Annotated in this window: 11 protein-coding genes; 9 read left to right on the top strand and 2 right to left on the bottom strand. The window is 40.8% G+C overall.

Features of this window, described 5'->3' with window-relative positions; translation table 11 throughout:
* A partial coding sequence (locus NL42_RS00435) for a sulfate ABC transporter substrate-binding protein (protein ID WP_461311383.1) occupies positions 1 to 944 on the top strand: 944 nt, incomplete at its 5' end.
* A gap of 79 nt (positions 945 to 1,023) precedes the next feature.
* Here NL42_RS00435 and NL42_RS00430 read toward each other — a convergent pair.
* A complete protein-coding gene (locus NL42_RS00430) occupies positions 1,024 to 1,623 on the bottom strand; it encodes a TetR/AcrR family transcriptional regulator (RefSeq protein ID WP_461311382.1) in 600 nt (199 codons plus the stop codon).
* A gap of 122 nt (positions 1,624 to 1,745) precedes the next feature.
* On the opposite strand from NL42_RS00430, the gene NL42_RS00425 reads away from it, so the two are divergent.
* The 8 genes from NL42_RS00425 (at position 1,746) to NL42_RS00390 (ending at position 10,610) form a co-directional block, all read left to right on the top strand.
* Positions 1,746 to 2,351 (top strand): NAD(P)H-dependent oxidoreductase, encoded by a 606-nt coding sequence (locus tag NL42_RS00425; protein WP_461311381.1) that lies wholly within the window; start codon positions 1,746 to 1,748, stop codon positions 2,349 to 2,351.
* 257 nt (positions 2,352 to 2,608) lie between these two features.
* On the top strand, positions 2,609 to 3,532 hold the full coding sequence (rsmH, locus tag NL42_RS00420; protein WP_461311380.1) for a 16S rRNA (cytosine(1402)-N(4))-methyltransferase RsmH: 924 nt from the start codon (positions 2,609 to 2,611) through the stop codon (positions 3,530 to 3,532).
* Positions 3,532 to 3,864 (top strand): cell division protein FtsL, encoded by a 333-nt coding sequence (gene ftsL, locus NL42_RS00415; RefSeq protein WP_004789835.1) that lies wholly within the window; start codon positions 3,532 to 3,534, stop codon positions 3,862 to 3,864. Before rsmH ends, ftsL begins: the two co-directional genes overlap by 1 nt.
* 11 nt (positions 3,865 to 3,875) lie before the next feature.
* Complete coding sequence (gene ftsI, locus NL42_RS00410) at positions 3,876 to 5,708, top strand: penicillin-binding protein PBP3 (RefSeq protein WP_461311379.1); 1,833 nt, start codon at positions 3,876 to 3,878, stop codon at positions 5,706 to 5,708.
* A gap of 3 nt (positions 5,709 to 5,711) precedes the next feature.
* Positions 5,712 to 7,211: a UDP-N-acetylmuramoyl-L-alanyl-D-glutamate--2,6-diaminopimelate ligase gene (locus tag NL42_RS00405; RefSeq protein ID WP_461311378.1), complete on the top strand. Its 1,500-nt coding sequence runs from the start codon at positions 5,712 to 5,714 to the stop codon at positions 7,209 to 7,211.
* An 8-nt stretch (positions 7,212 to 7,219) separates the two neighbouring features.
* Positions 7,220 to 8,620: a UDP-N-acetylmuramoyl-tripeptide--D-alanyl-D-alanine ligase gene (locus NL42_RS00400; protein ID WP_461311377.1), complete on the top strand. Its 1,401-nt coding sequence runs from the start codon at positions 7,220 to 7,222 to the stop codon at positions 8,618 to 8,620.
* Positions 8,621 to 9,739, top strand: a complete 1,119-nt coding sequence (mraY, locus tag NL42_RS00395) for a phospho-N-acetylmuramoyl-pentapeptide-transferase (protein WP_461311376.1) — start codon at positions 8,621 to 8,623, stop codon at positions 9,737 to 9,739.
* Positions 9,740 to 9,791: 52 nt separating this feature from the next.
* Positions 9,792 to 10,610, top strand: coding sequence for a putative RNA methyltransferase (locus NL42_RS00390; protein ID WP_461311375.1), 819 nt, complete (start codon positions 9,792 to 9,794; stop codon positions 10,608 to 10,610).
* Between the two features lie 91 nt (positions 10,611 to 10,701).
* On the opposite strand, the gene ponA is transcribed toward NL42_RS00390, so the two are convergent.
* Positions 10,702 to 13,263: a penicillin-binding protein PBP1a gene (ponA, locus tag NL42_RS00385; protein ID WP_461311374.1), complete on the bottom strand. Its 2,562-nt coding sequence runs from the start codon at positions 13,261 to 13,263 to the stop codon at positions 10,702 to 10,704.
* Between the last annotated feature and the right edge of the window lie 29 nt (positions 13,264 to 13,292).

The raw sequence follows: 13,292 nt of genomic DNA, 5'->3' as shown, positions 1-13,292 counted from the left end.
CTCAAGCTGCTACTTCTTTTTTAAACGTTTCTTATGATCCGACCCGAGAATTTTATCAAGAATATAATCAGGCTTTTGGGAAGTTCTGGAAGCAGCGTACAGGTCAGGATGTTGAGTTTAAACAGTCGCATGGTGGATCTGGTAAACAAGCTCGGGCAGTAGCTACGGGTCTTGAAGCTGATGTTGTAACGTTAGCGTTGGCGAATGATATTGATGAGATTGTGAAAGCTGGTTTTATCCAACCGAATTGGCAAAAAGAATTTCCGAATAATTCTGCACCTTATACCTCTACGGTTGTGTTCCTCGTACGAAAAGGTAATCCAAAAAATATACGTGACTGGAATGACTTAACCAAACCGGGTGTGGAAATTATCACTCCTAACCCTAAAACAGGGGGCGCACCTCGTTGGATTTATTTGTCGGCATGGGGTTATGCCTTAAAACAGCCGGGCGGAAATGATGCCAAAGCTCGTGAGTTAGTTAAAAAACTTTATCACAATGTAAAAGTACTTGATTCGGGAGCACGTGGTTCATTAACAACATTTGCCGAACGTGGCATTGGTGATGTTTTATTATCATGGGAAAACGAAGCTTTATTGGCAACAAAAGGACCAGATAAAGATAAATATGAAATTGTTTACCCATCAGTTTCAATTTTGGCAGAACCATCCGTCGCAATTGTAGATAAAACCGTTGATAAAGATGGGAACCGAACATTAGCAAAAGGCTATTTGAACTTTTTATATTCACCATTAGGGCAAGAGTTGGCTGCTAAACATTATTTCCGACCGCGTAATGCTCAAGTCGCCGCTAAATATGTAGCACAATTCCCAAAAATTAAATTATTTACCATTAATGATGTTTTTGGTGGGTGGGCCAAAGCTCAAAAAACTCACTTTGCTAATGGGGCCGTCTTTGATCAAATTTATGATGGGAAGCAATAATTAATTAAGCTTTTGCTTAGAGCCGCTTATTTAATCATTAAGCGGCTTTTTTGTATTTTTACATCTCATTTTGATTAACTTAGAAATCGCCCAATCTTTTTAATAAAGTGTTGATAAAGATATTAATGTAGTGGTCTATATCATCTTTAAAAATCATATATTGTAAGGCTAGCCCATAACTTAATGATACAAGCTCTATGACAATAGAATCATAGTCATCAGGCTCAGTCATATCCATTAAAGAAAAGAACTGCTTCATAATTTTAGTTACTTCTTGCTGATGAGTTTTCCAAACCTTTTGATACTCCTTAGCGAAGGTAATATCACGTGCAGCAAATAGTTGTAGTTCTATTGATATTTTAAGCCATTCATCGTTTCTAAAAAAAGCGGTCAGCCATTGGCACAATGAATCAATGAGTTGCTCTGTATTTGAGGGGGCACTGGTAAAGATTTCTTTTAATTGTAAATTCTCTTTAGCGAATTGAAGCTGCATAAGCTCAAGCAAAAACTCTTCTTTATTGTTGAAATTCGAGTAGAAGGCACCTTGAGTATAGCCTGCCTGTTTAGAAAGATTCCTGATTGATACCGCGTTATAACCATATTCAGAAATGAGGGCAAACCCAGCGTCAATGAGATGCTGTCGAGTTTGTATCTGTTTTTCATTGCGAGAAAGAGTCATAAGAGCCAGATAAAAGAATAGTTGAGATATCACTTGATATCTTAATTTTTATAAGATATTTTCGCTACTTATTTATTTCAGATATCAACTGATATCTGACTGCGCGACAATAAAGGCGATATATGTCTCAAGTCTCTAAACGTATTGTAGTTATTAATGGTCATCCATCTGATACTAGTTTTAATCATGCATTGGCTCACAACTATGTGGAGCACGTAAAAACATTAGGTGTTCACGTAGATCTTCTCGAGATTGCGAAGTTGGATTTCGAGCCTAATTTAAAATATGGTTATGAGAAACGGATGGATCTGGAACCTGATTTAATGAATGCGCTTGAAAAAATTCAGGCTGCTGATCATTTGGTATGGTTTTTTCCAGTTTGGTGGGGAGGGCTTCCAGCCATCGCTAAAGGTTTTATTGACCGACTCTTTTTACCAAATCTTGTCTTTAGTTACCGAGAAAATAGTAATCGCGTTATTGGTCATTTACAGTCCAAATCAGCACGACTGATTACGACTTTAGATCAGCCAGGCTGGTTTTATCGTTGGTACTATGGCGAGCCAAGTACGCGTCAACTTAAAAAAGCGACTTTGCAATTTTGTGGGGTTAGTAAAGTCAAAGTTAATTATGTTGGAACAGTGCGTGGAGCAAGTTCAGACCAAAGGCAAAAATGGTTAAATCAAATCGGTAAATACGCCGAGAAAGATTGCCAACACATCTCTTCCTAAGGCGAATCTGTGAGCTTCTCTAAGGAATAATCGTAAAAGAAAAAGAGAATTTTTTAGGTGAAGCGTTTAATAAAAAGTTTTATAAATTCGTATTTAACGCTAAAAAATTATTCTTAGTTTCTTATTTTGCTTAAAAAGTGCTAACAAAACGGTTTTATCTATGAAAAATTAATATTTTCCTACAAAAAGCCGTTTGGCGTTGGTCATAAACAAGGTGATAATGTGCAGTTACATTTTCACGCTATGATTTAACACCTATGTCGCATATTTCTGTCTTACTTTCCGAGACCATTGAGAGCTTATTGGCAGATCGCACAACTGGGGTGTATATCGATGCAACCTTTGGAAGAGGTGGGCATACCCGTTTATTGCTTTCTAAACTTGATGAAAATGCGCGAGTGTACGCATTTGATAAAGACCCTCAAGCATTGGAAGTTGCTGCTACTTTGGCACAAGAAGATTCAAGATTTACCATTATTCATGCCAGTTTTGCTGATATCAAAGAGAAGATGCAGGAAATTGGCGTGATGAGTGTTGATGGAATTATGGCTGATCTGGGGGTTTCATCTCCTCAACTTGATCAGGCTGAGCGTGGTTTTAGTTTCATGCAAGATGGTCCGTTGGACATGCGAATGGATAATTCTAAGGGTTTAACTGCGGCCGAGTGGTTACTTAAAATTGAAGAAGAACAATTAGCAAATATTATTTATCAATATGGTGAAGAGCGTTATAGTCGACGTATTGCTAAAGCCATTAAACTCGCTGGAAAACTAGAAACGACAGCCCAATTGGCGGAAGTTGTTAAAACTGCTCATCCAAAATGGGAAAAACATAAACATCCAGCGACACGTGCATTTCAGGCTATTCGGATTGCTATTAATAAAGAGCTCGAAGATATTGAAGTGTTTTTGCCGCAAGCTGTAGACTTACTCAAACCGGAAGGACGTTTGTCTGTTATTAGTTTCCATTCTCTTGAAGACCGACTGATTAAGCAGTTTATTCAAAAAGAATCAACGTTAGCAGAAGATTTCGGTTGGGGAATGCCTGAGCAGCGTGTAGATACAAGAAGAGTAAAGAAAATTTCACGGGTTCGTGCGAGTGAAGAAGAAGTAAAAGCGAACCCTCGATCACGTAGTGCATGGCTTCGGGTTGCTGAACGCTTGGAAGAAAAAGGCGCGTAATGAAAAGCAGTGATGAAATCGCCACCACAGAAAACAAAGTGGTGAAAAAAGTTGTGGTGTATACAGTATTAGTGGCGCTTGTCTTTATAAGTGCCATGATGGTGGTATTTCAAGTATTTGAATATCGTCATGATTATAGAGAGCTTAGCTCTTATATGCGTGAACGTGATGATCTCAATGCTGAATGGGGGCGTTTGCTCATTGAGCAACAAACCTTTGGTGCAACGGCACAGATTGGTACGCGTGCTGTAACTCAGCTAAGGATGTTTTCTCCACCGGCTGCAGAAACGGTGGTAATTTCTTTACCAATGACCTCAGAGCAAAATAAGTAAGGCCTTGCTGTATGGTAGATAAGCGAACAAAACAAACACGGAAAAAACAACAGTCTATTTCGGAAAAACCAACTCTTGCCTTTGATATGTGGCGGTTTTATCTGCTCTGGGCAGTAGTGTTACTCTGTTTTGTTGTTTTAATTGCACGTGCATTTTATGTACAAGTAATTAATAAGGATTTTTTACAAAACAAGGCCAATGCCAATATTTTGCGTACTGAGCGTGTGGAAGCTATGCGTGGCGTGATTAGTGACCGCCATGGTGTACCTTTGGCAATTAGTACACCAATCATGAAAATCGTAATGGATCCACGTGATTATTTCGATACCAAGCACTTATATGACCAGATTACAGCGGAATTAAAGAAAGATCCGAATAATCGTAAATTAAAAAGACAATTACCCGATAAAAACTTGAATCTTGATGAGTTGGCAGACGTCGTTGGTTTAGATCATGCTGATCTTAAAAAACAGATGAATGCACGACCGCGTTCTCGTTATTTAGTTTTGAAAAAAGAAATACCGCCGCAACAAGCAGATCTCATTACGAAGGGTAACTTTCAAGGTGTATATGCCGAGAAAACGTATAAACGTTATTATCCTCAACCACAGCCAAATGCCCAGATCATTGGTTTAACTAACAGTGAAGGCCAAGGGATTGAAGGCTTGGAAATGCAGCTCAATAAACAGCTGTCGGGTGTGGATGGTGAGCAAAAAGTTATTCGTGATAAGCGCGGAAATCGCTTAAAAGTTTCAGAGGTTATCCGTGAGGGTGAGCCGGGCGAAAACATCACTTTAAGTATCGACTCTCGTTTGCAATACATTATGTATAGAGAGTTGACCGCAGCTGGTGTTGCAAATAATGCGCGTTCGGCAACTGCAATTGCTGTAGATGTTAAAACTGGTGAAATTCTGGCAATGACCAGTTGGCCGTCATATAACCCGAATGATAAAAATGGTTTGTCTAATAAAGATGCCATGCGTAACCGCGGTGCGATTGATATGTTCGAACCGGGTTCAACCATGAAACCATTTACAATTTCTTCCGCATTAGAAACTGGCCAATATACGCCTAACACGATTGTAAATACGTCTCCGGGTTCAATGCGTTTAGGTTGGCATACGATTCGTGATACCCATAACTATGGTGCTTTAACTGTAAGTGGCGTGATTATCAAATCTTCAAACGTAGGTTCTGCAAAAATTGCATTGTCACTTCCAAAAGAAACACTGCCAAGCTTCTTTAATCGTGCCGGTTTTGGTAAACGCTCGGCTGTGAAATTTCCAGGGGAAAGCTCAGGTTTAGTGCTTCCGGTAAGTAAATTAAACTCTTCCCAAATTGGTACCATGGCTTATGGTTATGGCCTAAATGCGACTATTCTTCAATTGGCGCAAGGCTATGCAATGCTTGCAAATCATGGCGAGAAAATGCCTTTAAGCCTACATAAGTTAGATCAGGCGCCTAAAGGGGAACAAGTTCTTGCTCCAAAAATTGCCGATCAGGTTTTGCTCATGCTAGAGCAGGTTACGATGCCTGGTGGTACTGCAAAACAAGCTAATATTCCCGGTTATCGTGTTGGTGGTAAAACAGGTACAGCTCATAAACTTCGTGCAGACCGTAAAGGTTATTCAAATAGTGAATACCGTGCTTTATTTGCTGGTGTAGCTCCGATTAGTGACCCGCGTTTAGCCGTTATTGTCGTTGTTGAAAACCCGCAAGGCCGCTATTACGGTGGTTTGGTTGCGGCACCTGTTTTTGCGCGCATTATGCAAGAATCATTGCGTTTAATGAATGTGCCGCTTGATAAGCCCCTTGATACTTCAGTAAATCCTATTCGCAGGTAAGCTATGTCTGTTTCTTTTCAAGAAATTAATCCAGTCGAGATTAATGCACAGTGGTCTAAGCAGCCCTTTCATGGCTTTAGTCTAGATAGCCGTAAGGTTGAATCGGGCCAAATTTTTATTGCTTTGACCAGTTATAGCCAACCTGAAAAAACACGTGCTTTTGCTGAGTCAGCTTTAGCGAATGGTGCACTTGCGATCATTAGCGAGACTGAGCTGGGTGTGGCAAATGAATGGGTATGCCCTGATGTACGTCAGCGTATGGGCGAATGGCAAGAGCGTTATTTGCAACATATAAATCCTGTTACACCAGCACGTATTGTTGCAGTAACAGGCACAAATGGTAAAACGACAATTTCGCGTCTAGTTGCTGAATTAATTAGTTCACAACAACAGCCCTGTGCAGTGATGGGTACAACTGGTAATGGTATTTTGCCTGATCTGACGCCATCAACTCATACTACGCTCGATGCTTTACAACTACAAAATGCATTACATGATTATGCTAAACAAGGTGCAACTTTCGCTTCTTTGGAAGCAAGCTCACATGGTTTAGAGCAAGGTCGTTTAAATGGTTGTGCGATTGAAATTGCTGTTTATAGTAATTTGAGTCGTGATCATCTGGATTATCATGGCACTTTAGAGGCTTACGCAGAAGCAAAGGCTCTTTTATTCCGTTTTAATTCTTTAAAAGTAGCTGTTATTAATCTTGATGATGAACATGCTGCTCTTATGATAAATGCAGCAAAACAAAATCCTGCTCAGCCAAAGATTCTGACGTATTCACTTACCCAAAATACTGCTGATTATTATATTAGTGACTTAAGTTACAGTTTGGCAGGGGCGACTTTTAATTTAGTCAGCTCGCAAGGTTCTTTTGCTGTTCAAAGTCCATTATTGGGGCATTTCAATGTTGAAAACCTGATTGCAGCACTTATTGCTGCTGAGCAAGCAGGTTTTGATTTAAAAGCTTTAGTCGCTTTTGTTCCTAAGCTCATTGGTGCGCCGGGACGAATGCAGGTCATTCGCGACAGTGAGCGTTTATTTGTTGTGGATTATGCACACACACCCGATGCTTTGATCCAGGTGCTTAAGACTTTAAAACGTCATGTATCTAATCAGCTTTGGGCAGTATTCGGATGTGGTGGAGATCGTGATCGTGGTAAACGTCCACTCATGACTCAAGCTGCTTTGAATGGAGCGAATCCGATTATTCTGACTTCGGATAATCCAAGAACTGAAGATCCCGAACAAATTTTTGCTGATATGAAGCAAGGAATTGATTTCTCTGGACATCGCATGCAGGAAATTCATGATCGCCGTGAAGCAATTAAGTTTGTTGCACAGCAAGCTCAAGCTGGTGATATTGTGGTTATTGCTGGTAAAGGTCATGAAAACTATCAAGAAATTAATGGTGTGCGTCACTGGTTTGATGATGTTGTCGAAGTACAATCAGCAATTTCTGCACAGCACCATACTGTAGACGCTGCTTACCCTGCACAATAGGATTATTTATGCATACTTCAACCACTAGTACCGTGCCTTTGGAACCGTGGACAGCTCAACAATTACAACAGGCAACGCAGGGTTATTGGCATAAAGACCAGATCCCTCAAACTGAAATTAAACGTATTTTGACGGATTCTCGTCATGCGGAAAGTGGAGACGCCTTTTTAGCACTTAAGGGTGAACGTTTTGACGCGCACGACTTTGTAGCTCAGGTTGCAGCGAATGGTTGTCAAATCGCTATTGTTGAACGCCCTTTAAATGTAGATATTGCACAATTGGTTGTGGCCGATACTCGCTTGGCTCTGGGGCAACTAGGAGCTTATCGTCGTGAGCAAAATACCCAATTAAAAGTGATTGCGTTAACAGGTAGTAGCGGTAAAACCACAGCTAAAGAAATGTTGGGAAGTATACTATCGCGCTTAGCTCCGACATTAATTACCCGTGGTAATTTAAATAATGACCTTGGTGTACCCATGATGCTGCTAGAGCTTCGCAAGGAACATCAATATGCAGTGATGGAGCTGGGTGCAAGCCATCAAGGCGAGATTGATTACACATCAAAACTTGTTCAGCCCAATGTTGCAGGCATTTTGAATATTGGTACCGCTCATTTGGGTGAATTTGGCGGGCGTGAAGGTATTTGCCGAGCTAAATCGGAAATTTATCGTCATATTTTACCAAATGGCGTTGCAATCGTACCGCAACAAGATGATTTCACTGCTGAGATTCTTGACGCCGCAAAAGCGCATCGTATTTCTACATTTGGTGTAGGTGGCGATGTCTATGCAACAGATATTGAATTATTACCTCAATCAACAAATTTTACGCTACATACGCCGCAAGGCGTCAGTGCTGTTAGACTCCCTTTTGCAGGCGAGCATAATGTTCAAAATGCAACCGCAGCTGTAGCCTTTGCTTTAGCAATTGGTATTGGACTAGAAGATATTGTCCAAGGCTTAGAGCAAGCTCAGGGAGCTAAAGGCCGTCTTAACTTTATTCAAAAGTCACCTTACTTATTTATTGATGATACTTATAATGCCAATCCGACTTCAATGCGCGCTGCTGCACAAGTGTTGTTGCAGCAACAAGGCGTAAAAGTGATGGTCATGGGGGATATTGGTGAGTTAGGTGATAGTAGTTGGCAAGAACATCACGATTTAGGTCGTGATCTTGCCGAGCTTCCTTTAGATCATATTATTGCAGTTGGGCAGTTTGCTTCAGCCGCTCTCGAGGGTGCAGACTCTCATTCCAATAAAGTGAAAGCATTTCAGACACAAGCTGAGGCGCTTCCATTTCTAATCAATCTAATCCAAACACATCAACCACAGTCCATGAGTTTCCTGTTTAAAGGTTCTCGCTTTACTCATATGGAAACGTTGATGGCTGATTTGATGGAGAAACTTTAAATGCTGTTATGGTTGTTTGAACACCTTGCGGGCTATCATAGTTCGTTTCAGGTCGTTCGTTATTTAACATTACGTTCTTTACTCAGTGTATTAACTTCACTGACCATTGGTTTGGTCCTTGGGCCGATCATGATTCGTAAATTACAAGCGTTAAAATACGGTCAGGCAGTAAGTTCATTTGCTCCTGAGAATCATGCTAAAAAGATGGGTACACCAACCATGGGTGGGATTTTAATTCTGCTTTCAATTGGTATTAGTACTTTACTTTGGGCTGATTTATCTAACCCTTATGTCTGGATTGTGCTTGGTGTAATGGTCGTGTTCGGTGCAGTTGGCTGGGCAGATGACTGGATTAAAATTCGCTATAAAGACAATGCTGGTTTACCTGCTCGTAAGAAATTCTTCTGGACTTCAGTTGCATCCCTTGGGGCTGGTATTGCTTTATATTTAATCGCAACCCAACAGTCGAATGCTGATCATACTGCAAACATGCTGGATTTATTGATTCCATTCTTTAAGAATCTTTCAATTCCACTCTCTATGGTTCCTTTAGGCTTGGCATTTATTGTATTTACCTATCTGGTTATTAATGGCGCCTCTAACGCCGTTAATTTAACTGATGGTTTAGATGGTCTGGCAATCATGCCTGTTGTAATGGTTGCTACTGGCTTAGGTGTATTTGCTTACTTGTCAGGTGATATTCGTTTTGCTAACTATTTGCATATTCCATATGTGAAATACACCTCTGAGCTTGTTGTAATCTGTTCTGCCATGATTGGTGCAGGTCTGGCATTTCTTTGGTATAACGCACACCCAGCTCAAATCTTTATGGGCGATGTTGGTGCTTTAGCTTTAGGCGCGATGCTTGGAACGATTGCTGTTATGGTACGCCAAGAAATCGTATTTGCGATTATGGGTGGTGTGTTTGTAATGGAGGCAGTATCTGTCTTCCTGCAAATCGGGTCGCTGCGGATGCGAAATAAACGTGTGTTCTTAATGGCGCCGCTACATCATCACTATGAAAAGCAGGGCTGGAAAGAAACCCAAGTCGTGATTCGTTTTTGGATTATTACAATTATATTAGTAGTTTTAGGTCTAATGACTTTAAAATTGCGTTAAGAAAGGTTTTCACAAGAGCCGGCATTGCCGGCTTTTTTATTGAGAGAAAAACATGAGCGTATTGATGTGTCCTGTTTGCCGTCAGCCTTTAGATCTACTGGATAAAACTTGGCGTTGTGAAAGAGGGCATAGTTATGACATTGCAAAACAAGGTTATGTTAATTTACATGTTGTACAACATAAACATAGTAAAAACCCTGGAGATACGCCAGAGTCGGTCGATGCACGAAGAGCTTTTTTACAAGGTGGTTATTATCAGCCCTTACAACATGCTGTAGTCGCTTTATTAAAACAATTAAGTGTAAAAACCGTACTTGATATTGGGTGTGGTGAAGGTTACTACACTAGTGCTATGCAGCAAGTCGTTGAGCAATGTGTTGGTGTTGATATTGCAAAAAATGCGGTACAACGCGCAGCAAAGCTTAATACTGAGGTGACTTGGGTTGTGGGGACAGGTGCGACTTTGCCTGTGCTTGATCAAAGCATGGATGCATGTACCAGTTTGTTTAGCCCAATTCCACAAGCAGAAATTGCTCGAGTTTTAAAAGATGATGGATATTTAATTGTTGTCACTCCTGCATCTGAGCATTTATATGCAATGCGTGAAGCTTTATTTGAACAGGTTAACCCCCATACACCAGAGAAGTTTATAGAGCAGTTGCAAGATTTGTTTGAGCTTAAGCAAGAGCAAATCATTGATGCCCCTTTTGTGCTTGACCAACAGGCTTTAAAAAATCTGATAGCTATGACGCCGTATGCTTATAAAGCATCTCCTGAGCGTCGTTTGCAGTTAGAGCAGCAGTCGCAATTAGATGTAACGGCATCTTTTCAAATTTATGTCTTTCAGAAACGTAATAAAACAGCTAGCTAACCGTCCATTTTTAAAAGCGTAAAAAGCCATCTAATGATTTATTTTTAAGAGCGCAAAAAAAGAAGCCATCTGATGATGGCTTCTTTTTTTGCTATTCGATCTGATTAATCAGATTTTCTAGTTCATCTTTCTCACGCTTCGGTGCTGCTCCCTGTGAAGGCTTCATAGCAGGAGGTGCAGCTTTTGATGGAATAACAATTTCCTCACCTGGTAAATCGGAGAAGTCATTGTTATTGCTCAGTTTTGGTTGTGGCGGTGCTGGGCGATATAGTGGGCGTGCTAATGGTGGAGCTGCACGATAGGTTTTCTTATCGCCTACTTCGGTAACGGCTGCTTGTTTATCACGTGAAATAGGGCCTTGAGCATCTTTATCTAAACGAACCCAAGATGCTGGCGTACCTTGCAATGCTTGACCCATAAAGTTAATCCAGATCGGTAATGCAGCAATACCGCCATACTCACGACGGCCAAGCGTAGTCGGTTGGTCAAATCCAACCCACGTTACAGTCACTAACTTGCCGTTAAAGCCTGCAAACCATGCATCTTTTGCATCGTTGGTTGTGCCTGTTTTACCGCCTAAATCACTACGGCCAATTTTAAGTGCGGCACGGCCTGTACCATGCTCAATTACATCACGTAAGATGTTCGCCATATCGTAAGCAGAGCTTGATTTTAAAATACGTTGAGCTTGGCGATATTCACTGTTTGCTTTGTCAGTCTGTTTAAGATTAAGTTGCTTAGCTGCCTTTTCTTTCTGCTCTACGTCTTTGTTAGTAACTTCAATGACTTCATCATCTGTTGTTGTCGCTTTCTGCTCGTCATCAGTTGTGTCTGGCGCATTAATACATGGAATACATGCATATTCTGGCTTAGCTTGATAAATCACTTTACCGTATGCATCTTCAATACGCTGAATAAAGTGTGGTTGAACGCGATAACCACCATTTGCAAAAGTTGCGTATCCAGTTGCCATTTGAATTGGTAAAACTTGAGGTGTACCTAGAGCAATGGTGTAGTTACGTGGAATTTGATCTTCTTGTAAACCAAAATCCATGAATAACTGGCGCGTACGTTCAATTCCCACAGTTTGTAAAAGGCGTACTGATACGGTATTACGAGACAAATACAAAGCACGACGTAATGGAATCATTCCTAAATAACGACCGTCTGAGTTTCTCGGTGTCCACTTACCAATTGTGATAGGGCTATCATTCACCATGCTGTACGGCGTCATACCGCGTTCAAGTGCCAATGCATAGACAAACGGTTTGATTGTTGAACCGGGTTGGCGCCAGCCTTGTAAGGCACGGTTAAATTTCGATTGATAGAAGTTATAACCACCTACAATTGCTTCAATTGAACCATCATTCGGGTTAATCGCAATAAGTTGTCCTTGAACTTTTGGAACCTGAACTAAAGACCATGCTGTTTTTGCATCATTTGGACGTAAGCGAACAATATCTTTAACTTGAACAATTTGAGATGCGCGCGAAGGAGCACCACCTACACTATTCGCATTGCGATATGGACGAGCCCATGACATACCGGACCACTGTACAGTAACGGTTGTGCCATCTTGCATGAGTGCATCAAAAGAGCTGCTATTTACCTTGGTGACTTGTGCCGGGTAGGTATTGGCATATGCTCTAAATTCATTTAACGGCTTATCGTGTGCTTCCGCACCACGCCAGCCATGACGGCGGTCATAAGCTTCAAGACCATCTTGCACAGATTTCTCAGCAATCGCTTGGCGTTTAGCATTGATGGTTGTGTAGACTTTATAGCCAGAATCAATGGCTTGTTCACCAAAATGCTTTACAAGCTCTGAACGAACCATTTCACCCGCATACGGGTGAATATTATTTAAATCCCGATTGGGCATGTTGAGGTTAATCGGTTCAGCTACAGCTTTTTGATATTCTGCTTGAGAGATATAGCCCAGCTGTAACATACGACCTAAAATCCAATTACGTCTTTCAAGTGCACGCTCAGGATTAACCACGGGGTTGTATTTAGACGGTGCTTTTGGCAAACCTGCGATCATTGCCATTTGGGCAATGCTCAGATCATTAATACTTTTGTTGTAATAAATTTTGGCTGCTGCTGCGATACCGTAGGCATTTTTTCCTAAGAAGATTTTATTCACATAAAGACTGAGAATCTCTTCTTTGGATAAATTTTGCTCAATTTTTCGAGCCAAAAAGATCTCGGTTATTTTACGTTTTAAGGTTCTTTCTGGGCTCAAATAATAGTTCTTTGCAACCTGCATGGTAATGGTTGAACCACCAGTTTGCACATCAGAACCAGTCACACTTTCACTTAAAGCACGCCCTAAACCCTTAAAACTGATCCCGCTATGTTCAAAGAAAGAAGAGTCTTCTGCTGCTAAAAATGCATGAATAAAAGCAGGAGGAATTTGTTTGTATTCAACAGGAATAGAAAGCTTACCACCATACTCGGCAATCAGTTGATTATCTGATGTGTAGACCTGTAGAGGTTTTAAAAGCGGAGCTTTTTTTAGTGAACTCATTTCAGGGAGCGATGGGGCGATATAGAGATACATGCCATAAAAGCCCATCGGAAGTGAGACTAAGATAATAATAATGATCAAAAAAATTGGACGCACGAAGCCCAAACTGGATAGCTTTTTCATGATAAGTAAGCTTTAATAAGATCGAATAC

This window comes from Acinetobacter sp. GN11 (assembly GCF_054823985.1).
This window is presented reverse-complemented; position numbering and strand designations above follow the sequence as displayed.